Annotated in this window: 18 protein-coding genes and 4 tRNA genes; all 22 read left to right on the forward strand. The window is 62.0% G+C overall.

Annotation, left to right across the window (positions count from 1 at the left end):
- The first annotated feature begins 41 nt into the window (after positions 1 to 41).
- The 22 genes from brnQ to FYJ40_RS02215 all read left to right on the forward strand — a co-directional run bounded on the left by brnQ (position 42) and on the right by FYJ40_RS02215 (position 23154).
- On the forward strand, positions 42 to 1400 hold the full coding sequence (gene brnQ / locus FYJ40_RS02115; RefSeq protein WP_154515353.1) for a branched-chain amino acid transport system II carrier protein: 1359 nt from the start codon (positions 42 to 44) through the stop codon (positions 1398 to 1400).
- Positions 1401 to 1491: 91 nt separating this feature from the next.
- Positions 1492 to 1568: transfer RNA gene (locus tag FYJ40_RS02120), tRNA-Pro, on the forward strand.
- Positions 1569 to 1574: 6 nt separating this feature from the next.
- A tRNA-Gly gene (locus tag FYJ40_RS02125) sits at positions 1575 to 1648 on the forward strand.
- Between the two features lie 358 nt (positions 1649 to 2006).
- Entirely contained in the window at positions 2007 to 2195 is a 189-nt protein-coding gene (locus FYJ40_RS02130; RefSeq protein WP_154515355.1) for a hypothetical protein, read from the forward strand.
- A gap of 264 nt (positions 2196 to 2459) precedes the next feature.
- Positions 2460 to 2822, forward strand: coding sequence for a hypothetical protein (locus tag FYJ40_RS02135; RefSeq protein ID WP_154515357.1), 363 nt, complete (start codon positions 2460 to 2462; stop codon positions 2820 to 2822).
- 68 nt (positions 2823 to 2890) lie between these two features.
- Positions 2891 to 3262 carry a DUF6883 domain-containing protein gene (locus FYJ40_RS02140; RefSeq protein ID WP_154515359.1) on the forward strand — a complete coding sequence of 124 codons (372 nt, stop codon included), beginning with the start codon at positions 2891 to 2893 and terminating at the stop codon, positions 3260 to 3262.
- Positions 3259 to 3459, forward strand: coding sequence for a hypothetical protein (locus FYJ40_RS02145; protein ID WP_154515361.1), 201 nt, complete (start codon positions 3259 to 3261; stop codon positions 3457 to 3459). Before FYJ40_RS02140 ends, FYJ40_RS02145 begins: the two co-directional genes overlap by 4 nt.
- Before the next feature lie 79 nt (positions 3460 to 3538).
- A complete protein-coding gene (locus FYJ40_RS09130) occupies positions 3539 to 3673 on the forward strand; it encodes a hypothetical protein (protein ID WP_255483103.1) in 135 nt (44 codons plus the stop codon).
- A gap of 291 nt (positions 3674 to 3964) precedes the next feature.
- Entirely contained in the window at positions 3965 to 4468 is a 504-nt protein-coding gene (locus FYJ40_RS02150) for a hydrogenase 3 maturation endopeptidase HyCI (RefSeq protein ID WP_154515363.1), read from the forward strand.
- Positions 4469 to 4507: 39 nt separating this feature from the next.
- Entirely contained in the window at positions 4508 to 5347 is an 840-nt protein-coding gene (locus FYJ40_RS02155) for a formate/nitrite transporter family protein (protein WP_154515365.1), read from the forward strand.
- A gap of 140 nt (positions 5348 to 5487) precedes the next feature.
- Positions 5488 to 6945, forward strand: a complete 1458-nt coding sequence (selA, locus tag FYJ40_RS02160; RefSeq protein WP_229770626.1) for an L-seryl-tRNA(Sec) selenium transferase — start codon at positions 5488 to 5490, stop codon at positions 6943 to 6945.
- Positions 6942 to 8909, forward strand: a complete 1968-nt coding sequence (gene selB, locus FYJ40_RS02165) for a selenocysteine-specific translation elongation factor (protein ID WP_154515367.1) — start codon at positions 6942 to 6944, stop codon at positions 8907 to 8909. The genes selA and selB overlap by 4 nt, the downstream gene beginning before the upstream one ends.
- A 36-nt stretch (positions 8910 to 8945) precedes the next feature.
- Positions 8946 to 9042 (forward strand) — tRNA-Sec (locus tag FYJ40_RS02170).
- A 349-nt stretch (positions 9043 to 9391) separates the two neighbouring features.
- On the forward strand, positions 9392 to 10747 hold the full coding sequence (gene gdhA, locus FYJ40_RS02175; RefSeq protein WP_154515369.1) for an NADP-specific glutamate dehydrogenase: 1356 nt from the start codon (positions 9392 to 9394) through the stop codon (positions 10745 to 10747).
- 133 nt (positions 10748 to 10880) lie between these two features.
- Entirely contained in the window at positions 10881 to 11783 is a 903-nt protein-coding gene (locus FYJ40_RS02180; RefSeq protein ID WP_370450561.1) for a xanthine dehydrogenase family protein subunit M, read from the forward strand.
- The gene (locus FYJ40_RS02185; protein WP_154515373.1) at positions 11783 to 14614 is read left to right on the forward strand and encodes a molybdopterin cofactor-binding domain-containing protein; all 2832 of its coding nucleotides are present in this window, start codon (positions 11783 to 11785) and stop codon (positions 14612 to 14614) included. The genes FYJ40_RS02180 and FYJ40_RS02185 overlap by 1 nt, the downstream gene beginning before the upstream one ends.
- Before the next feature lie 270 nt (positions 14615 to 14884).
- Positions 14885 to 14968: transfer RNA gene (locus FYJ40_RS02190), tRNA-Leu, on the forward strand.
- Positions 14969 to 15056: 88 nt separating this feature from the next.
- Positions 15057 to 16358: a trigger factor gene (gene tig / locus FYJ40_RS02195; protein ID WP_370450562.1), complete on the forward strand. Its 1302-nt coding sequence runs from the start codon at positions 15057 to 15059 to the stop codon at positions 16356 to 16358.
- Between the two features lie 163 nt (positions 16359 to 16521).
- Positions 16522 to 17142 carry an ATP-dependent Clp protease proteolytic subunit gene (locus FYJ40_RS02200; RefSeq protein WP_154515375.1) on the forward strand — a complete coding sequence of 207 codons (621 nt, stop codon included), beginning with the start codon at positions 16522 to 16524 and terminating at the stop codon, positions 17140 to 17142.
- Position 17143: 1 nt separating this feature from the next.
- Positions 17144 to 18559, forward strand: coding sequence for an ATP-dependent Clp protease ATP-binding subunit ClpX (clpX, locus tag FYJ40_RS02205; protein WP_154515377.1), 1416 nt, complete (start codon positions 17144 to 17146; stop codon positions 18557 to 18559).
- 308 nt (positions 18560 to 18867) lie between these two features.
- Positions 18868 to 21564: a valine--tRNA ligase gene (locus FYJ40_RS02210; RefSeq protein ID WP_154515379.1), complete on the forward strand. Its 2697-nt coding sequence runs from the start codon at positions 18868 to 18870 to the stop codon at positions 21562 to 21564.
- A gap of 246 nt (positions 21565 to 21810) precedes the next feature.
- A complete protein-coding gene (locus FYJ40_RS02215; protein WP_154515381.1) occupies positions 21811 to 23154 on the forward strand; it encodes a folylpolyglutamate synthase/dihydrofolate synthase family protein in 1344 nt (447 codons plus the stop codon).
- Positions 23155 to 23186 lie beyond the last annotated feature (32 nt).

Raw genomic sequence — 23186 nt, forward strand, 5'->3', positions numbered from 1 at the left:
TTTGCCCGTCCCGTTTTTGTTTCGACCCGAAAGGTGGTCCCATGGCCTCATCCGCCCCGCGCGGCCTGCGCTCCGACCATGTCGTTACCGTCGGCATCGCCCTGTTCTCGATGCTCTTTGGCGCCGGCAACCTCATTATTCCGCCGCTGTTGGCGCTGCAGGCAGGCTCTGCCACGCCGCTCGCCATGCTCGGCTTTCTGATTGCCGCCATCGGCCTGCCCGTCATGGGCTTTATCGCCGTGGCGCTTGCCGGAACGGCGCGCGAGCTGGCCGGGCGTGTGCATCCTAAGTTTGGCGAATTCTTCGTTGCGGCGGTGTATCTAGCCATCGGCCCGTGCCTGGCTATTCCGCGCACGAGCTCCACGGCCTTCGAGATGCTGGTGCCGCTGCTGCCGGAGGGCGTCTCGCTCGGCACGGCACGTCTGGTGTTTGCCATCGGGTTCTTCGTCGTCGCGTTTGTGCTCACGCTGCGTCCGGGCGTTATCACGCGCGTGCTCGGTCGCATTACGGGCCCCGCGCTCATTGCGCTCATCGTGCTGGTCGTGGGTGGCGCCGTGGTCTCGCCGTTGGGACCGGCTGGCGCGCCGCAGGCTCCCTACGATGCAGGCGCTGCCGTGCAGGGCTTTTTGACCGGCTACCAGACCATGGACCTGCTTGCGTCGCTCGCCTTTGGCATTATCATCGCCGAGACCATCTACGAGCTGGGCGTGACCGATGATAAGCGCGTGGCCTTCGAGATTTCGCGTTCCGGCGTGATCGCCGGCGTGCTCATGGCCATCATCTACTGCGGCCTGGCGCTTGCCGGCATGCAGCTCGGCACGGTTGTGCCCGATGCCACCAACGGTGCCGCCATCCTTGCCCGCTCTGCCTCCATGCACTTTGGTCTTGCCGGCACGGTCGTGGTCTTTGCGATCTTTTTCCTCGCCTGCATGAACGTGTGCATCGGCCTCATCAGCTGCTGCTCGCGCTACTTCTGCGAGACGTATGTGGTCGAAGGGGGAGCGGAGGCTTCCGAGGAGGCTATGCGCCGTCCCTTTGCGGTTCTCGCCTTTGTGTTCGCGGCGTTTTCGTGCGTGCTCTCCAACGTAGGCCTCGACGCGATCCTCATGTTCTCGGTGCCTATGCTCAACGCCTTGTATCCCGTTGCCATCGTGCTGGTGCTTATGGGCCTGGTGCACGGCTTTTGCGACGCTCATCCGCAGGTGTGGGTCTGGGTCGGCGGCGTCGTCGCGGTGCAGAGCGTGATCACCTCGGTCCGCGACGCGTTCTTTGCGGACGCGTGGCTGCCGTTCGATGCGCTGCCGCTGGCGGATATTGGAGCCGCGTGGGCGCCGGCCGCCGTTGTGGCGTTTGTGATTGGCCTGCTCCATAGCCAGTTTGTCACACATTCGAGGAGCTAGGGTATCGTCGCTTGCACAAGCGGGAAGTCTCCCCTATAATTTCCTTCGCTTTGGGACACGCAAGGTTTAGACCTTAGCTGCTCAACACCTTCGGGACGTGGCGCAGTTTGGTAGCGCGCCTGCTTTGGGAGCAGGATGTCGCAGGTTCAAATCCTGTCGTCCCGACCATATCTTGCGGGCGTAGTTCAATGGTAGAACCCCAGCCTTCCAAGCTGATGACGCGGGTTCGATTCCCGTCGCCCGCTCCAACAAAACAGCAGGTCAGAGGTATTAAAGCTTCTGGCCTGCTTTTTTATTCGCAATGTTTGGTCGCAAAATAGTCGCAAAATACTTCCCATTGGCGCTTTTCGATTGCGGCTGTTTGCGTTGGGTGTGTTCCTCGGTGCGGTTGCTTGGCTGCTGTTCGCTCTCATCGCCGCATGGGAAACGTTCAGAGTGTGTCATGGGTGTGTCATGAGGGGTCTAGTATGCTTCGCTACCCACGCGTGATAGGTGGGGAGGGTACCCCTGCCTCCCCTCCGTAGCCCCCTCCGCGCTTGGGCTGGAATACCCCCCAAAAAAGGTACAATTACCATAGATAAAAAGCGCAGGTGAAAGGCTACATTTATGTGTGCTGGCAAGAATAGCGACAGCCCGTTTAGCATTCCGGATATGTCATATGATGACTACCGCAATCAGGACGTTGTTGAGACAAATGATGGAGCGTTCTTTGATGCGCTTGATGAGATGTTTGGAATCGAGCCGCGAACCGACCGCCTCAAAAACGAAGACGAAGAAGCGCAGCAAACAGATTGACTTAACTGACCACCACGGAATATCCCCTCATACGCATATCGGCTACCTTCACAATGAGAATTCGCCAAACGGCAAACTGGTGCGCCTGTCGATTGACGAGCGAAAAATGGTTGACAGGGTTTTATCTGATTGGGAAAAATATAGGCAAGGCAAGTAGTAGCACACAACTGGAAGTGCCCTTGATGGAGGAGACCCCGGTTCAAATCCGGGCGCTTGCCAATAGCCGTCCTTCGGGGCGGCTAGCTTTTTGGATTGGGGCGTTCGATGCGCGATTACAACCTGATGCGCAACATGCTCGTGTTCATCTCGAACGACGGGGAGCGCGCGCTAAACGACCTCTGCCATTTCGGCGATGTTCGCTCGGTTGGAAAGGAGCTGTCCCGCCTGAGAGAAGAGGGGCTTATCGATTCGGATATGTCCTTCGATCCTGAATACAACGGAGGCAGGGTCAGGGGCCTTACTGCCGAGGGAAGGGCGTTCGTTCGCGATATCGAGAACGACATAGTCTGGGAGCTTATCCGCAAGACACTCGATGGTTCGGGGCTTGATTTGTCGTATCCGTTGCTCAAGAAGGTGTGCGAGACCATCGTCGAGCACTACGTGATGAGCAAGATTCCCGAAATCTAGCAATCAGAGACAACCAAACATCTTTCAGCCGTCCTTCGGGGCGGCTTTTTTGTTAAGCGGGTGAGCCTATGGGCGGCAGGGGTAGATATAGCATCAGCGCTTGGATGCCTCGCTTTCGTTTGGCGACAGTTCCTCGTGCGAAAATTCGCGACTATCTTCTTTCGCCAAAGAACCCGGGCGGAAAGGCAGCATTCTTTAAGACGCTTGGATACACGACAAAGAATGTCGATAGATTCAAAAAAGACTTGCTTGACGGACTTAAGCACAACAAGGCATTCGTATATGCCGAGAACAAGCGCGGTGATGTCTCGATGAGCGTTATCATGGAGCTAGGAATCACCAAGCGGGCAGAAGTTGTTACCGCATGGGTGATTGAGGCAGGCGAAAAGAACCCACATCTTGTTACTGCTTATCCTAGGAAGGCTAAGGGCAAAAGATGATTGCGGAATACTCGAAGGTGCTAATCAAATCCACGAATCGAATCGGCACTGTTGTCGAGTTCGACGACAGGAAGGCTGGCGCCATTCACCTTATTGAGCTTACCGACACAGATTCGGACGACAGGATGGTGTGGGCGGATGCAGACGACTTGGAAGAGTTGCCACCTGACGTGTTCCCTGCAATTGATGAGCCATAATAGATAGATAATTCCTATAACGAGTTTTCAGCCGTTCCATCATTGGAGCGGCTTTTTGTTGCCGATTGGATGTGATCGCATGGCCATCACAAAGCCCCCCGGCATCGAATCGGATGCGTTCAAATCCGCGAAATGGGACGAGCTGACGAATGGCCGCACGTTCGCCCAAGCTGATGACGCGGGTTCGATTCCCGTCGCCCGCTCCATAGGATAGTTTTAACGGCTTTGGCTCTATTTGGTGCCAGAGCCGTTTTCATAAGCGTGCCGGGCGACGGGAATCGAACCCGGCAGGGTGCGAAGCTGAGAAAATGCGTGAGCATTTTCCAACGCAGCACGCAAGGGCCAATGGCCCGCAGCGAAACAAGGGATGGTTATAGGGTTGGCCATGCTCGATAAAGGCAAACATTTTCCGCAGTCATATGCAAGGATCCTATTCTCGGTCCTTGGAATTCATCAAGATGGACAGCTGCTTGTCGGGCGCGTATCTGACGGGGAGGTTGCAGTAATGGGTCGCGTTGTGGATGGACGTGTGAACGGCGCCCCGTTTGCGGGTATCGTGCTCACGGCGGGAAGCGTGCTGCGCGCCGACGACGCCGCCGTCCCCGTGCTCTCCAAAAAGATGGAGCACGCGCCCATCGCCGGTTGGTACACCATCGATGGCTCTCAGACGCCCGAGGATGACATCATCGAGGTCAAGCGCGAGTGTCCGCCGCGTTTGGTTTTGGTTGATGCCGCAGGCATGGCGCTGCCCGTCGGTTCCATCCGCCTGCTCGACAAACGCGACGTAGCCCGCAAGTCGATGTTCACCACGCATTCGCTCCCTTTGTCGATTCTGATCGAAGAAATCGAGCAATCGTGCGATGATATCTTCTTCATAGGGATTCAGCCGGGCGACACGGAGTTCTACAACCCCATGTCCCCGGAAGTCTTTGACGCCGTTGACGCCGTGTACGACGCCGTGGCCGCCAACGACTTTTCCCACTTTGTCCGCTTGGGACAGGAGCTGTAGCAGCGCTTGTCCCTGGTGATTAGGAAAGAAGTGATTGACATGGCAGATTCCAAGGTGGAGTACCCTGCCCCCGATTGCCTGGCGCCCGCCGCGATCGAGGCCAAGACCGAGGCCGCCGGCGTGACCAAGGCTAACCTGCCGGTCGATAAGGCCTTTCTGTTGGCAATGTTCGCCGGTGCGTTTATCGCCTTCGGCGGTCTGTTCTTTACGGTGTTTTTGAGCGACAGCACGCTGGGCTGGGGTGCCCAGCGCGTCGTGGGCGGCCTGTGCTTTTGCCTGGGCCTGGTGCTGGTGCTGGTGTGTGGCGCCGAGTTGTTCACCGGTAATTCGCTTATGGTCTGCGCGCTCAAGAGCAAAAAGATCACCCTGGTCCAGATGCTCAAGGCATGGCTCGTCGTGTGGCTTGGCAACTTTGCCGGTGCCTTGTTCATCGTCTTTTTGGTGTACATGGCCGGCATTTACAAGCTCAACGGCGAGGTGGTCGCCAATTCCATGGTGAGTGTCGCCGCCGGCAAGGTGACGATCGACTGGCTGACGATCTTCTTCCGCGGCATCCTGTGTAACATCTTTGTGTGCCTGGCCGTGTGGATCGGTACCGCCGGCAAGACCGTGGTCGATAAGGTCGTGGGCATTCTGCTGCCCATCGCCGCCTTTGTGGCCTGCGGTTTTGAGCACTGCGTTGCCAATATGTACTTTTTGCCCATGGGTACCGTGATGCACGCGTGCGGCTATGGTACCGACGTCGCCGGCGCCGATGCGCTCAACGCCGCGGGCATTGCGTTTAACCTGTCCGCCGCCACGTTGGGTAACATCGTGGGCGGTGCGGTTCTGGTCGCGCTCGGCTACTGGTTTATCTACGCCAAGAAGTCTGAGGCGTAAGGTATCGTCTGTTTGACGTCGGACCTCCCGCGGGGCGTCGCCGTGCGAGGATAATAGCGATTGATTGATTCAGCCGATCGAATCGGCCGATAGTTTGACGTTCGAACGATTGATTCACCTTTGGTTTTGAAAGGCCGCACATGAGCGATAGCCAGAACATGTCCGATGAGGTTCGCGCCCGCCTGCGCGCCATTCCCTCCGTCAACGAGCTGCTCGCCGAGTGGCCGGTAGTGAAGGCGGCGGGGGAGACCTGCGACGCGGTGGTGCATGCCGCCGTCACGGCCGAGCTCGACGAGGAACGCGCCGCCATTCGCGCCGGTGCCGTCCCGCGCTCTAAGCGCGACCTGGCCTCGGCGATCGAGTGGCGTGCGCACCGCTCCGCGCTGCCGAGCCTGCGCCCTGCCGTCAACGCCACGGGCGTGGTCATCCATACCAACTTGGGCCGCGCCCCGCTCGCGGAGTCGGCGGCAAAGGCCGTGGCCGAGGTTGCGCGCGGGTACAGTACGCTCGAGTACAGCGTGGACACCTGCTCGCGCGGGTCGCGCAAGGAACACGCCGCGCAGCTGATCCGCTCGCTCACCGGTGCCGAGGACGCGCTTGTGGTCAACAACAACGCCGCCGCGGTGCTGCTGGTGCTGGCTACCCATGCCGCAGGCAAGGAGGTCATCGTTAGCCGCGGCGAGCTTGTCGAGATCGGCGGCAGCTTTCGCATCCCCGATGTCATGGCGTCTTCGGGCGCCAAGCTCGTCGAGGTCGGCGCCACCAACCGCACGCACCTAACAGATTATGAGCAAGCCATCACGCCCGATACGGCCATGATTCTCAAGGTCCATCCTTCCAACTATCGCATCGAGGGTTTTCACGAGGAGGTGAGCTCTCGGGAGCTTGCGGCGCTTGCTCACAAGCATGGCCTGCTGTTCTATGAGGACCAGGGTTCGGGCGCGCTCCTGCCCGATGACATCCTGGAGCGCGGTGGCGAGGAACCCACGCCGGCTTCGGTCGCGGCGGGGCTCGATATCGTGTCGTGTTCGGGCGATAAGCTGCTGGGCGCGGCGCAGGCGGGCATCATCATGGGCCGTCGCGATCTGGTCCAGGCCTGCGGCGCACATCCGCTCATGCGTGCTCTGCGTCCGGGCAAGTTGGCGCTTACGGCGCTCGAGGCCACGCTGCGCATCTACATGGACGGCGCCGATGTTGCCCATCGCGATATTCCGGTGCTCAGCATGCTTACGCTGCCGCAGGCCCATTTGGAGCGACGTGCCCGCAAGCTGCGCGATCGTATGGTCGCCGGGCTCGATAAGGCCGGTTGCCCGTGCGCCGTTCAGGTGGAGATCGTCGAGGAATCGTCGACCCCCGGTGGCGGCTCGCTGCCTACCATGGAGCTGCCCACGATGTGCGTTGCCGTGCGTCTTGTTGACGCGCGCCTGACGGTCGATGCGCTCAAGCGCTCGCTTGTCCAGGACTTCGACACGCCGGTCGTCACGCGAACCTCGCACGATCGCATTTTGTTTGACGTCCGTACGCTCGTGGGCGACCGCGATATCGAGACGGCGGCGTCGACGCTTGCCGCATGCGTTGAGAAGGCGATTGCTCGATGAGTGAGGTCCAGGCGCTGGTGGAGTGTCCCGTTATCGTTGGCACGGCGGGCCACGTCGACCACGGTAAGTCGGCATTGATCGAGGCACTGACCGGCAAGAATCCCGACCGTCTGGAGGTTGAGCGTCGTCGAGGTATGACCGTTGAACTTGGCTTTGGCGAGCTGGCGCTGCCGAGTGGCAAGATTGTCGGCCTGGTCGACGTGCCTGGCCATGCCCACTACCTGCGCGCCATGGTGCAGGGCGCCACGGGTATCGACGTAGCCGTGCTGGTGGTTTCAGCCGTCGAGGGCGTGATGCCGCAGACCCGCGAGCACGTGCATGTGCTGGAGCTGCTGGGCGTTACGCATATGGTGGTCGCGCTGACGATGTGCGACCTGGCCGATGCCGAGATGACCGAGCTTGCCGAGCTCGATGTCGATGACTTTTTGTCGGGTACCGTGTTTGCGGGCGCGCCGATGGTGCCCGTGTCGTCCAAGACGGGCGAGGGGATCGACGGGCTGCTTGCGGTGCTCGACGAGCAGGTAAGTGCCTGCTGGGATGCTTGCCGCGACCGTTCCGATCGGAGCGATGCCTCGTCTCGCCTGCCGATTGACCGCTGCTTTACGATCAAGGGTGTCGGCACCGTCGTTACGGGAACGCTGCACGATGCGCCGGTTGCGGTGGGCGACGAGCTGATGGCTTTGCCGTCGCGTACGGTCTGTCGTGTGCGCGGGATTCAGGTGCATGGCGATACGCTGCGCGCGCTGCCTGGCCAACGCGTGGCGCTCAACCTGGTCGGTGACGGTGTCGCGGCGCTTGACCGTGGTGAGATGCTGGGCGTGGCGGGTCGCTTTGGTCAGACGTTGCGCTTTATGATGACGTTTACCTACCTGGGCCGCGAGGGCGCCAAGCCGCGCGTGCTCGAGTCGGGCGTGCGCGTGCACGTGATGGCCGGCACGGCCGAGGTCATCGGCCGCGTTATGCTTTTGGAGGGCGAGGCCCCCATGGCGGTGGGCGAGACCCGTACCGTGCAGGTGCGCCTGGAGGAGCCATTGCCGCTGCGCGCCGGAGACCATGCCGTGGTGCTGTCGTATTCGCCCGTTATGCTCATCGGCGGCGGGCGTGTGCTGCTTTCGCGCTGCCGTCGCTCGCGCGAGCTTTCGGCCGGCGAGCGTGCGCTGTTTGCGGCGCTTGAAGCCGGCGATGCCGTTGTTGGCGTAGACGCGTGGCTGGCGCTGCAGGCGCTGCCGGTTGCGGCGGCTGATGTTGCCGAGGCGCTCGATCTTGTTGCCGGTGAGGCCGATGCCGCGCTGGGCGAGTTGGTGGCGCGAGGTGTTGTTTGCGAGCTTGCCGGCTCGGGCGGCACGTTGTATGCGAATGGCGCCGTGCTCGATGCCGCCATGGACGTGCTGGCGGCGACCCTGTCTGCCATGCACGCGGCGGCTCCCAAGGAGACGGGTTTTACGCCCGGCGCCGTTGCCCATGCTGCGTGGCCTGCCGCCGATGAAGGCGTTGCCGCGGCTCTGATTGCCGAGGGCTGCTCGCGTGGCGTGTGCGCCGCCGAGGGCACCGAGGTGTTCGACCCGCACTCCGCTGCTGCCGCGGCGCGTGTGGTGCGCGAGGCGTGTGAGCGCATTGTGGCGCTGCTCGACGGGGCCGGCCTCGATGCGCCGACGCTGCCCGAGGTGGGTGAGCGACTGCAGCTCGACCGCGACACCATGACGCGCGCCCTGCGCGAGCTTTCGCTCAACCGCTCGATCGTTAAGGTCGAGCGCGACGTTGCCCTGTCTGCCATCTCGGAAGCCCATGCGCGCGAGCTTGTCGCCGCTGCCATTGAGGCAGCCGGCGGCGCTGCCACCACGAGCGTGCTGCGCGAGGCGCTGGGCGTGTCGCGCAAACGTGCCATCAGCATCTTGGAGCACCTGGATGCCGTGCGCTTTACGGTGCTCGACAAGGAAGCCGGTGGCCTGAGGTCCCTGCGATAGACTGGCTGCTCGGTTTGGTAAAATACCGCCGCACTTGGGAACGGATGGGCTCCGGTGGGCTCCGCGGTCCTCAAAACCGTTGCGAGGCGTGCAAAACGTCTTGGATGTGTTCGATTCACATACGTTCCCGCCACACGCTACCAGCGCTTTTGTGCTCGCGGTCTTGCTGCGTGCCGCAAAGGCGCTGTTTTGTTTTTATGCGGGTCGGCCGTGTCGTCTGTCTTGCCGCCGGTGTGCCCGGGCGCATCTTGTGTCCCCAATGTGGTGGTTTGGAACATGTGGACGAAACAGCTTCGAAACACGCGATTTGTACGTCGGGTGCTCAAAAACGCTTCTACCTGCATCGTAATCAAAACGAAACATCTGCTCGTCGGCTTATGCGAAACTTTGCTGCAACAGTGCGATATTATCCATACACGATAAAGTTCGCGGCGCATAGGGTGCCGTGACCGACATTTTCGTTTCCCATCATTGGAGGAAGCATGAGCTACACGCAGAAAGTTCTCGAAGAGCTCAAGGCCCGCTATCCCGAGCAGCCTGAGTTCATCCAGGCCGCGACCGAGATCCTCGGCACCATCCAGCCGGCGCTCGACGCCCACCCCGAGTACGAGGAGGCCGCCCTGCTGGAGCGCCTCGTCGAGCCCGAGCGCATCGTCATGTTCCGTGTTCCCTGGGTCGACGATCAGGGCAAGGTTCAGGTCAACCGCGGTTACCGCGTCGAGTTCAACTCTGCCATTGGACCCTACAAGGGCGGCCTGCGCTTTAACCCGACGGTCACCCTGGGTATGCTCAAGTTCCTGGGTCTGGAGCAGATCCTCAAGAACAGCCTGACCACCCTTCCCATGGGCGGCGGCAAGGGCGGCTCCGACTTTGACCCCAAGGGCAAGTCCAACAACGAGATCATGCACTTCTGCCAGTCCTTCATGACCGAGCTCTATCGCCACATTGGCCCCAACACCGACGTTCCCGCCGGCGACCTGGGCGTTGGCGGCCGCGAGGTTGCCTACATGTTCGGTCAGTACAAGCGCCTGACCAACGAGTGGACCGGCGTCCTTACCGGCAAGGGCCTCTCCTTTGGCGGCTCGCTCGCCCGTACCGAGGCCACCGGTTACGGTCTGGTCTACTTTGTGGACGAGTACCTCAAGAGCCGCGGCGACTCCTTCGAGGGCAAGAACGTTGTCGTTCACGGCTCCGGTAACGTCGCTATCTACGCGGTCCAGAAGGTCGCCCAGCTCGGCGGCAAGGTGCTCGCCTGCTCCGATACCCACGGCTGGGTCGAGGATCCCGACGGCATCGACTACACCGTGCTCGAGCACGTCTACAACAAGAAGCGCTCCGGCCACGACAAGGGCGTCACGCTCGCCATGTATGTTGACGAGAAGCCCAACGCCGTGTGGCACGAGGGCGACGGCCGCGGCGTGTGGCAGCTGCCCTGCGATATCGCGCTGCCCTGCGCTCGCGAGAACACGCTGCTGCTCGAGGACGCCCAGGCGCTCGTCGCCAACGGCTGCAAGGTGGTCGGCGAGGGCGCGAACATGCCCACGACCATCGAGGCCACGACTTACTTCCAGGAGAACGGCGTCGCCTTTATGCCCGGTAAGGCTGCCAACGCCGGCGGCGTGCTCGTGTCCGGCCTGGAGATGAGCCAGAACGCCGAGCACCTGTCCTGGACCTTCGAGGAGGTCGACGGCAAGCTCGAGCAGCTCATGCGCGGCATGTTCCACAACGTGGACGACACCGCCAAGGAGTACGGCCAGGAGGGCAACTTTGTCATGGGCGCCAACATCGCCGGCTTCCTGAAGGTCGCCGACGCCATGCTCGCCCAGGGCGTCTGCTAAATCTTCGCTCGACATAGCATGCGATGAGGCTCCCAGCCATCCGGCTGGGAGCCTTTTTCTATGGTGGCGAGGGCTGTGCTCCCTCGTTTGGTACACTTAGAGGTACTGGATAAGTGAGGAGATGGGGGAGAACGTGCTCAAGTTCGGTACCTACGTTCGTGTTGGAAACGCGGCCGAAGCCTATGAGCTCTTACAGAAGAACCGCAACAACAAGATTGTGGGCGGCGGCATCTGGATGCGCCTGGGTTCGCGTCGCGTGGCGACGGCGATTGACCTTTCGGCCTGCGGACTCGATCAGATCGAGGAGACCGAGACCGAGTTTCGCATCGGTGCCATGTGCACCCTGCGCCAGCTCGAGCGCCATGCCGAGCTCAACGCGCTTGTCAACCATGTCTTTGAGTTCGCCGTCCACGATATCGTGGGCGTGCAGCTGCGCAACACCGCCACGGTGGGCGGCAGCATCTACGGTCGCTTTGGTTTCTCGGACGTACTCTCGGCCTTTTTGGCGCTCGATTCGTACGTTGAGCTGACGGGTGCCGGCCGCGTGCCGCTCGCCGAGTTCGTGGATATGGGTTACGTGCGCGACGTTATCGAGCACGTGGTGGTCGTTAAGCACGATTACCGTGCAAGCTACGAGGCCGTGCGCAAGGCCGCGACCGACTTCCCCTCCCTAAACGTCACCGCCGCCTGGTGGGACAACAGCTGGCATGTCACCGTGGGCGCTCGCCCGCTGCGCGCGACCCTGCTGCAGGGCGAGGCATGTGGCCTGGTGAGCGAGCAGCCTTCCGAGGACGAGCTGCGCGCCCTGGCCACGTCCGTACGCGCGCTGAGCTACGGCACCAACCTGTGGGGCTCGGCCGACTATCGCCGTTGCATCTCGGCGCCGCTGGCGATTCAGGCTGTGCGTCGCGCCGCCGGCATCGAGCTTTCGGCCTCGCTTGCCCGCGAGCTCGAGGGCGTGCAAGTGCCTAAGTTTGCCACGGACGAGTATTCCTGCCGCCGCGTGCCCGGCGTCGATTCTAGCGAGGTGCGCTAATGGCTGCCAAACTCATCGATCTTTCCTTTACGCTCAACGGCCGCAAGGTCAAGGTTCAGATTGCCCCCGACACCATGCTCTTTGCGCTGCTGCGCGAGCAGGGCTGCGCGTCGGTGCGCTGCGCCTGCGAGACTACTAACTGCGGCCTGTGCACGGTGTGGCTCGACGGCGACCCGGTGCTGAGCTGCTCGGTTCCCGCTGCGCGCGTCGAGGGCCGCTCCGTCACCACGCTCGAGGGCCTCAAGGCCGAGTCCGAGGCGTTCGCCCACGCAATGGCTGCCGAAGGTGCCGAGCAGTGCGGTTTTTGCGCCCCCGGCCTCATCATGAACGTGCTGGCGCTTGCCCGCGCCGCCAAGGAGGACCCGAGCCTCGTCGCCACGCGCGAGGAGCTCTCGCGCCAGCTCGCCGGCAACCTCTGCCGTTGCAGCGGCTACGAGAGCCAGCTGCGCGCCATCGTCCGCTTCCTTAACGAGTCTGGTGTGCAGGTGGGCTTTGAGATGCCCGAGCTTCCGGTCAACGACACCAGCTGCGATGGCGTCTCGTACAAGCAGATCACCCATAAGCAGCCCAAGAAGGACTCGAAGGCCCTGCTCGAGGGGCGTCCCGTCTACACAGGAGACCTGGTGCCCGCCGGCGCCCTTATCGTCAAGCTCAAGCGCAGCCCGTATGCCCGTGCCAAGATCCGCTCCATCGATACGTCGCGCGCCCTGAAGGTGCCCGGCGTGGTGGGCGTCTACACCTACGAGGACGTGCCCAAGCGCCGCTTTACCATCGCCGGCCAGAGCTATCCGCAGCCGAGCCCCTACGACCGCCTGATCCTCGAGAACCTGGTGCGCTACCAAAACGAGGAGGTGGCGATCGTCGCCGCCGAGACCGAGGAGGCCGCCGACAAGGCACTCAAGCTCATCAAGGTCGACTACGAGGTGCTCGAGCCCCTGCTCGACTTTACCCAGGCGCTCGATAACGACATCGTGGTCCACCCCGAGGGCGACGTGACCTTTATGTTCCCGCAGGGCGGCGACGTTGCTCGCAACCTGGTGTGCAGCGGTACCAGCGATTTTGGCGACCTGGACGAGGCCTTCGCCCAGAGCGACATTGTCTTTGAGCGCACCTACACCAGCCAGGCCACGCAGACCGCGCCCATGGAGACCTTCCGTGCCTTCGCGACGACCGACGCGTTTGGCCGCATCTCGGTGACCACCTCCACGCAGGTTCCCTTCCATGTGCGCCGCATGGTCGCGCAGTCGCTCGACATTCCGCAGTCGCAGGTGCAGGTTATTAAGCCGCGCATCGGCGGCGGCTTTGGCTCCAAGCAGACGGGCTGCTGCGAGATCTTCGTGGCGTTCGTGACCCAGCAGACTGGCCGTCCGAGCTATTGCTGCTACACCCGCGAGGAGACCATCACTGCGGGCAACTCGCGTCACCAGATGCAGATGACCGTCAAGCTGGGCGCCATGAAAGACGGCACCATCACGGCCATCGACCTGCACACGTTGTCCAACGCTGGCGCGTATGGCGAGCATGCCACCACGACGATCGGCCTCTCGGGCCACAAGAGCCTGCCCATCTACAACCATGTGAAGGCGAGCCGCTTTAGGTGGGACGCTGTCTACACCAACACCAACCGCGGCGGTGCGTATCGCGGCTACGGCGCCACCCAGGGCCAGTTTGCCGTGGAGAGCGCCGTCAACGAGCTCGCCGACATGCTGCACATGGATCCCGCCGACCTGCGCCTTAAGAACATCGTGCGCGAGGGCGAGATTATGCCGCAGTACTACAACGAAAAGCTCAACGCCTGCGCGCTCGACCGTTGCCTGCTGCGTGCGATGGACATGATCGGCTGGCGCGACAAGCCGCTGGCCGTGGACCTGGGCGACCGCGTGCGTGCTCTGGGCTGCGCGCTCACCATGCAGGGCTCGGGCATCTCCAACGTGGATATCGGCGGCATCGACATGCGCCTGGAGGAGGACGGCTTCATTACCATCGGCACCGGCGCCACCGATAACGGCATGGGTGTCGACACGATCCTGGCGCAGATTGCCGCCGAGGAGCTGGGCGTGGAGAGCTCGCTTATCGTGGTGCGCGGCGTGGACACCGACGTCTCGCCGTTCGATGCCGGCTCGTACGCGAGCTCGGGCACGTACGTGACGGGCCTGGCGGCCAAGAATGCCGCGACCGAGCTGCGCGAGAAGATCTGCGCTAAGGCCGCCCAGATGTGGGACGTGGACGCCGCCGACGTGGTCTTCGACGGCCAGTACGTGCGTCTGTCTGACGAGCGCGCCGCTCGCGAGTGCGGCCGCTACCTCACGCTGCGCGACTTTGCCAACCTGTGCGTCAAGAACATCGCGGGCGGCGACGCGCTCACCTCGCATGCTTCTGCCTGCCTGCCCGTTTCGCCTCCGCCGTTTATGGCCGGCATTGCCGAGGTCGAGGTCGACAAGGCCACCGGCAAGGTGACTGTGGTGGACTATGCGGCGGCTGTGGACTGCGGCACCGTGATCAACGAGGCACTCGCGCGCGTCCAGGCCGAGGGCGGCATTGCCCAGGGCATCGGTCACGCACTCTACGAGATTGTCGAGCACGACGACCGCGGTCGCCTGCGCACCGGTGACTTTATGAGCTACAAGCTGCCCACGCGCCTGGATATCGGCAGCATTCGCGTGGCCTTTGAGCCGAGCTACGAGCCGACGGGCCCGTTTGGCGCCAAGTCGATCGGCGAGGTCGTCATCAACACACCGCTCGCCGCCGTTGCCTCGGCCGTGGCGCACGCCACCGGCCACCAGGTTCGCTCGCTGCCGATCACGCCCGAGAAGGCCCTGCTGGGGGAGTAGGCGAGGAGTCGCTGTCGACGCTCTTTGCCTAGCCCGGGGAAACCGCAGCCCACTTTTCAACCGAATTGTGGGCTGCGGGAGATAGCCGATGGGGGTAGCTAATTTGGGACGGGGCTTTTTTAGCTACCCCCACAAGCGGGGTAGCTAAAAAAGCCCCGTCCCAAATTAGCTACCCTGTTTCGCTGTAACTCGTGGTGAGGTCGTGGGCCTAAAAAGGTGTGCGTGCGCTTGCCGTTCGTATCTGCTATCATTCCTAGTCTGTGCGCTCATGCGGGCGTGGCGGAATTGGTAGACGCGCCAGATTTAGGTTCTGGTGGGATTCCCGTGAAGGTTCGAGTCCTTTCGCCCGCACCAACGCACCTGCGTCGGCCTCGGCCGTCGCGACACTTTGTTGCATAAAGGTACCAGCACCTCAGATAAGCTGGGCAGTATGAGGAGGAACGTGTTGAACATCACCGCTTCTGACGTCAAGGACGCCAAGCTCACCGCTACGGTCACCATCCCGGCCGCCGACGTCGACGCCGCGATCAAGAAGGCCTACAAGGACACCGCCAAGAAGTACCGCTTCCCGGGCTTCCGTGCCGGCAAGGCTCCCCGTCCGGTCATCGACGCTGCTCTTGGCGCCGAGGCCACCCTCGCTCAGGCCACCAACGATCTGATCGCCGCCAACGAGCCCGCCGTCCTCAACGAGCTGGACATCGTCCCCACCAAGAACGGTGACTACAAGGAGCTCGACCTCGCCAAGGATCACGAGGACTACACCTACACCGTCGAGTTCTCCCTGCGTCCTGCCGCCGAGCTCTCCTCCTACGACGCCGTCGAGATCGAGATGCCTCCCGCGGAGGTCACCGAGTCCGAGATCAACAACCAGGTCGAGATGCTCCTCAACTACCGTGCCACCTTCGAGGACGTCGAGGATCGTGCCGTCGAGGCCGAGGACTACGTTACCGTCGACCTCAAGGCCGTCGAGAACGCCGACAACTTCGCTGCCGAGGGCCGCATGCTCATCGCCGGTAGCGACAGCAACCCCAAGGAGTTCAACGAGGCTCTGATCGGTGCTAACGTCGACGACGTCAAGACCGTCACCTGGACCGACGAGGTCGAGGATGGCGAGGAGGCCGAGACCCACACCGTCGAGGTCACCGTCAAGGGCATCAAGGTCCGCAACACCCCCGAGCTCACCGACGAGCTCGTCAAGTCCGACTTTGGCTTCGACAGCATCGATGCTATGCGCGACGCCATCAAGCTCGAGATCGAGCAGGACAAGGCTTCCCGCCTTCCGGCCGAGAAGGAGAACCGTTGCGTCGCCGCTCTCGCCGAGCGTCTGCAGCTCGAGGAGATGGACGCCGACTACGAGCAGTCTGTCTTTGAGGAGCTTGGCCAGAACTTCCTGTCCAACCTCGCTGCCCGCGGCATGACGCTGGACACCTGGCTGCCCGCTTCCGGCCTGACCATGGAGCAGTTCATCGGCGACCTGCACAAGCAGGCCAACGATGTTGCCCGCGAGTCCCTGGCGCTCGACGCCCTCGCCCGTGAGCTCAAGATCGAGGTCACCGAGGACGACGTCAACGCCGAGTTCGAGAAGGCCGGCGTCAAGGACGTCGAGGCTTCCAAGGCCGAGTTCATCGCCGATGGACGCATGCCTGCCGTCCGCGAGTCCATCCGTCGCTCCAAGGCCGTCGACCACCTGGTCGAGAACGCCAAGGTGACCGAGGTCGACGAGACCGCCAAGGACGCCGAGTAATTCTCGCCACCTTTCCCGCGAGCGCATGCAGGCGCCTGTGATGGGGTAAAGTTATAAACCGGTTATTCGGTTGCTTCGTACGGTGCCAGCCAATGCATAGCATGCGGGCACCGTACGTTTATCTAGAACCAATTTGGTCCGCAAGAGAGAAATGGAGATGCGTATGATCGCTAAGTTCGATTCCGCCCTCGTGCCATACGTTATCGAGCAGACGCCGCGCGGCGAGCGCAGCTACGATATCTATTCGCGCCTGCTCAACGACCGCATCATCTTCTTGGGCGAGGAGATCAACTCCGTCAGCGCCAACCTGGTCGTTGCCCAGCTGCTGCATCTTGAGAGCCAGGATGCCGAGAAGGATATCTCGCTCTACATCAATTCGCCCGGTGGCGAGGTCTACTCCGGCCTGGCGATTCTGGACACTATGAACTTTATCAAGCCGCAGGTCTCCACCATTTGCGTCGGTATGGCCGCGTCTATGGCCGCCGTGCTGCTTTCGGCCGGCGCCAAGGGCAAGCGCTTCTGCCTGCCGCACTCCAAGGTCATGATTCACCAGCCCAGTGGCGGTGCCCAGGGTCAGCAGACCGAGATCGAGATCGTGGCCGAGGAGATCAAGAAGACCCGTCGCGAGCTCAACCAGATCTTGTCCGACGCCTCGGGCCAGCCGATCGAGAGGGTCCAGGCCGATACCGAGCGCGACAACTACCTGACCGCTGCCGAGGCCCTTGACTACGGCCTGATCGACCGTATCGTTACCTCGCGCGATCTTGCCGCGAAGGACGCCTAGGATGGCCGGTAACATGCAGGACAACTTTGACGAGAACGGCAACCCCATCCGCTGCTCCTTCTGCGGAAAAGAGCAGGGTCAGGTGCGCCGCCTTGTAAAGGGCCCTACCAACATCTTTATCTGCGACGAGTGCGTTGCCGCCTGCTCCGAGATCTTGGAGGAGTCGCTGGCTTCGGACTTTATGGATGCCGCCTGCAACGGCAAGCTGCCGGGCTTCCTCAACGACCACGGTCAGGCTGCCGGGCAGCCTGCCATGGATCCCGAGGCCGAGGGCTTTGAGCTCGAGGACGACGTGCGTCAGGTCATCACGCACGTGCCGACCCCGCACGAGATCTATGACGAGCTTTCGGCCTATGTCATGGGTCAGGAAGACGCCAAGCGCGCCATGTCGGTTGCCGTGTACAACCACTACCGTCGCGTGATCGAGGGCGGCGCCGCGCTTTCGGCCTTTGACGAGGCCTCGGGTGCGGGTTCGCGGCTCGACGACGATATGGACGAGGTGGAGCTCGCCAAGTCCAACATCTTGCTGCTCGGTCCCACCGGTACCGGTAAGACCTTGCTCGCCCAGACGCTCGCGCGCATCCTCGAGGTGCCGTTTGCCATCGCCGACGCCACCGCACTCACCGAGGCCGGTTACGTGGGCGAGGACGTGGAGAACATCCTGCTCAAGCTCATCAATGCTGCCGATGGCGATATCGAGCGTGCGCAGGTCGGCATCATCTACGTGGACGAGATCGACAAGATCGCCCGCAAGGCCGAGAACCTCTCCATCACCCGCGACGTTTCGGGCGAGGGCGTTCAGCAGGCGCTGCTTAAGATCCTTGAGGGCACGGTGGCAAGCGTTCCGCCCACCGGCGGCCGCAAGCACCCCCAGCAGGAGCTGCTGCAGATCGACACGACCAATATCTTGTTTATCTGCGGCGGTGCCTTTGTGGGTCTGGACAAGATTATCGCCGATCGCGTGGGCAACAAGGGCGTGGGCTTTAACTCCGAGATCGCCGGCCCCACCTCGGTCGACGAGAACGACCTGCTGCGTCAGGTGCTCCCGCAGGACCTCAACGCCTTTGGTATGATCCCCGAGTTTGTGGGACGTACGCCCGTCGTCACCCAGACACAGGCGCTCGACGAGGACGACCTGGTGTCGATCCTGACCGAGCCAAAGAACGCCGTTGTGCGTCAGTACCGCAAGATGTTCCAGCTCGAGGACGTTGAACTTGAGTTTGAGGACGCCGCCCTGCACGAGATTGCCCGCATGGCGCTTGCCCGCAAGACCGGCGCCCGCGGCCTGCGCTCCATCTGCGAGGACGTGCTGCAGCAGACGATGTTCGATCTGCCGAGCGAGGAAGGAGTCGCCAAGGTCATCGTGACCGAAGCCTCCGTAAAGGGCACCGAACAGCCCCAGCGCATCTACGGCTAACCTGCCAAAAAGGGACAGGTTTATTTTGGCAGGTTTTATCAGGGAGAATGACGTTTGCCCATATTAAACCGACCAAAATAAACCTGTCCCTAAATGGTAGGTTTCGCAAATGTGAATTTGAATAGCCTCCGACCACCCGCGGTCGGAGGCTATTTTATATATACGCAATAACCCCAACTACCTGTGTTATTCTGTGTGTTTGTTTAAGCCTCAGCGAAGTCGTATCAGACTGAAGTAATCGATACCTAAGGGGAGGAATGCAGACCCTGGCGGGCCTACATTCCTCCCCGGTGGGACGGGAGAGATATATGGAAGAAATGCCCAAAAACTACGATCCGTCGACCAACGAGCCGGCGATCCTGCAGAAGTGGCTCGACGGCGGCTACTACAAGCGCCGTGAGGGCGTGGGCGACTGCACTGTCACCATTCCGCCTCCCAACGTGACCGGCAAGCTCCACATGGGTCACGCCACCGACGATTCCATCCAGGATGCCATCATCCGCATGGCCCGTATGCGCGGTAGGTCCACCCGCTGGGTGCTCGGTACCGACCACGCCGGTATCGCCACGCAGACCAAGGTCGACAAGAAGCTTAAAGAGGAGGGCATCAGCCGCCTGGAGATCGGCCGCGATAAGTTTGTCGACGCCTGCTGGGATTGGACCCACGAGTACGGCGGCATCATCGTCGAGCAGATCAAGCGTATGGGCTGCTCCGTCGACTTTGATAACGAGCGCTTTACCATGGACGAGGACTACGCCCAGGCCGTGCGCAAGGTGTTCTGCGACTGGTACCACGACGGCCTGATCTACCGCGGCAAGCGCATCGTCAACTGGTGCCCCAACTGCACCACCGCCATCTCGGACGACGAGGCCGAGTACAAGGACGAGAAGGGTCACCTGTGGCACCTGCGCTACCCGCTGACCGAGCCGGTCAACGGCCAGGACTACATCGTCGTCGCCACTACGCGCCCCGAGACCATGCTCGGCGACACGGGCGTGGCTGTCTCCCCGAAGGACCCCGAGAAGGCCGCCTTTGTGGGTAAGACCGTCAAGCTCCCCATCGTCGACCGCGAGATCCCCATCTTTGAGGATTGGCATGTCGACGCCAACTTTGGCTCCGGCTTTGTCAAGGTCACCCCGGCCCACGACCCCAACGACTACGCCATGGGTCAGGCCCACGATCTGCCGCAGATCAACATCTTTGACGAGCATGCGGTGGTCGTCGAGGGCTACGGCGAGTTTACCGGCATGACCCGCGAGGAGTGCCGCGAGGCCGTCATCAAGTGGTTTGAGGAGCACGACCTGCTCGATCACGTCGAGGATCACGATCACTCCGTCATGCACTGCTACCGTTGCGACTCCGCACTGGAGCCGTGGCTGTCCGAGCAGTGGTTTGTGGCCGTCGACAAGCTCAAGGGGCCGGCGCTCGATGCCGTCAACTCCGGCAAGGTGACCTTCCACCCCGCGCGTTGGACGCAGACCTATACCACCTGGATGGAGAACCTCAAGGACTGGTGCATCAGCCGTCAGCTTTGGTGGGGCCACCGTATTCCCGTGTTCTACTGCGAGGACTGCGGCTGGGAGGATGCCCTTACCGAGGACACCGACGTGTGCCCTAAGTGCGGCGGTCATCACGTGCATCAGGACGAGAACGTGCTGGACACCTGGTTCAGCTCGCAGCTGTGGACTTTCGCCACGCAGGGCTGGCCCCAAAAGCCGGAGCTGCTCGAGGGACATCATCCCACGACGGCACTCGTCACCGCGCGCGACATCATCGCGCTGTGGGTCGCCCGCATGGTCATGAGCTCTCTGTACTTCCTGGACGAGGTGCCGTTTAAGGACGTCGTCATCTACCCGACGATTCTTGCCAAGGACGGCAGCCGCATGTCCAAGTCCAAGGGCAACGGCGTTGACCCCATGGACCTCATTGGCATGTACGGTGCCGACGCCATGCGCTTCAACCTGCTGACGCTCTGCACCAACAACCAGGACGTCAAGTTTGACGCGAACATCGACAAGAAGACCAAGAAGCTTATCGACAGCCCGCGTACCGAGCAGGCCAAGTCGTTTGTGACCAAGATCTGGAACGCCAGCCGCTTCCTGCTTATGAACATGGAGGGCTACACGCCCGGCGAGCCTGTCGTAGAGACGCCGGCCGACGCCTGGATGTTCAGTCGTCTGGCCAAGGCCGTCAAGATGGTTACCGAGGGCATCGAGAATTACACCTTTGGCGACATGGCCCGCGGTGTTCAGCAGTTCTTCTGGAACGAGGTCTGCGACTGGTACGTCGAAGTCACCAAGGCGCGCCTGAAGGGCGAGGGCCGTCTGCAGGCGCAGCGAAACCTGATCTTTGTGCTCGATACCTCTATTCGCCTGATGCACCCGCTCATGCCGTTTGTCACCGAGGAGATCTGGGACAACATGCCGGCGAGCGTGCTCGACCTGGACGCCGAGGGCAACGTGGACCGTGCCGAGGCGCTCATGATCGCCAAGTGGCCCGAGCCTGCCGACTATGTCAAGTATGTCGACGAGGACGCCGAGCGCGCGTTTGAGCTGTGTCGCACCGTCGTTTCTGCCGCCCGTGCCACGCGTTCGCGTTATCGCTTGAGCCCCAAGGCCGAGCTCGACGTGGTCGTGCGTGCCGGTGCCGAGGACATCGAGAAGCTCGAGAGCCTGCGCTCGACCATCGAGCCGCTGGCCAATACCGCCTCGCTGGTCATGGGTACCGATGTTGAGAAGCCGGCTGCGAGCATCGCCGTGGTCGACAGCGGCGTCGAGGTCTTTGTGGTGCTCGAGGGCAAGGTTGACCTTTCGGCCGAGAAGGCACGTCTGGAGAAGGAGATTGCCGCGGCCCAGAAGGAGCTCGCCGGCTGCGAGAAGACGCTCGCCAACGAGGGCTTTGTGGCCAAGGCCGCGCCCGCGGTGGTCCAGAAGAAGAGGGACCGTGCAGCTGAGCTCCAGGAGATCCTGGAGGCACTGACTGCTCAGGTTGCTGACTTCTCGTAAGGTTTACTCGGGGGTGCGTCCCGATGCTTTGCTCTCCGCTGGGGACACCTATTCCGCCGTTCTAACGAACGGCGGCTGACTCGACGCTGCAAACGCCTCTGATGGCCAATCTGCCGTTCAACTTCGGGCGCATGGGCATAAGCCCTATGCGCCTTTGTTTCACGGCACCTTGGCTCATCAGAGGCGTTTTCGCTGACTATCCTCAACCTATACTGTTTTATTTTTCTATGAATGGCGGTTCTGAAAATGCCTAAGCGTTCTGGCTTGTATACCGTTCCTTTTGAGTTTGATTTGCTTTCGTTTGATGAGGCTGTGGGGCTTGCTGCCGATACGGGGCGGATTTCTGGGGATGCTGGTCCTCTGCTCGAGACGGTTGTCGATATGCTCGATGAGCTGGGGCGGCCGGACGAGTACTTTGATTGCATTCAGGTTGCCGGTACCAATGGCAAGACTTCGACGACGCGTTTTTCGGCTGCTATCCTTCGCGGCGAGGGGCTCAAGGCTGCGCTTTATACGTCGCCGCAGCTTGTTCGCTATCCCGAGCGCATGGAGGTCGATGGGCACGTCGTGAGCGATGAGGCGTTTGCCCGTGGCGTTTCTGCTGCTGTTGAGGCGGGGCATCGAGTGAATGCGCGCCGCGTGGTGGCGGGGGAGCGTGCCTATACCATCACGCCGTTTGACCTGCTGACGGCCGCCGCGCTTGTGGTGTTTGCCGAGGCTCGCGTGGATGTCGCCGTGCTCGAGGTCGGCATGGGCGGTCGCTGGGACGCCACGAGCGCGACCGATCCCGTTGCCGTTGCCATCACGGGCATCGGACTCGACCACACGCGCATTCTGGGCGATACGCTCGAGGCCATTGCGGGGGAGAAGGCCGCCGTCATTAAGCCCGGACGCCTGGTTGTGCTGGGCGAGGGCACGCATGAGCCGAGCGTTCAGCGCGTTATGGACACCCGTTGTCGCGAGTGTGGTGTGGTGCCGCTGGTGGTGAGCCACACCACGACCAAGGTGCCGGCGCATGTGGGCGATACGGTTGAGTTTAGCTGTACCACGCCGCGTGCGATTTATACGTCGAGCATGGTTAAGCCGGCGTATCAGCCGCAGAATGCCGCGTGCGCGATTATGCTCTGCGAGGGGTATCTGGGTCGCGAGCTCGACCACGAGGCGCTTGATGCTTCGCTTATGGGCTGCCCCACGCCGGGCCGTTTTGATGTGTTGGGAACCGATCCGCTCAAGCTGATCGACGCCTGCCATAACCCCCAGAGCTGCGAGAACTTTGTGAGCGCCTTGGACGAGATCGATCCGTGCGTAGAGAATCGACCCACGTTGCTGTGCGCCGCGCTGGCAGACAAGGACGTGGCGGGTATCGTCGACGTGCTGATCCCGGCCTTCCCGCGCGTGGTCGTCACACAGACCGATTCCGATCGCGCCCTGCCGGCGGAGGAGCTTGCTGCCCTGGTGGATTCCGATAAGCTCGCAGGCGTGTACCCCAGCGTGTCCGAGGCCCTCGCAGCCTTTGAGGCCGCAGGCGCGCCCTTCATAGCAGCAGGCACCATCACCCTGGCCGGCGAAGTTGCCGGTCTGCTCCGCTAGATCCCTTCCGCAGGGTAGCTAGTTTGCCTGCT

It is taken from the genome of Collinsella sp. WCA1-178-WT-3 (M1) (assembly GCF_009696325.1).
Taxonomy (GTDB): domain Bacteria; phylum Actinomycetota; class Coriobacteriia; order Coriobacteriales; family Coriobacteriaceae; genus Collinsella.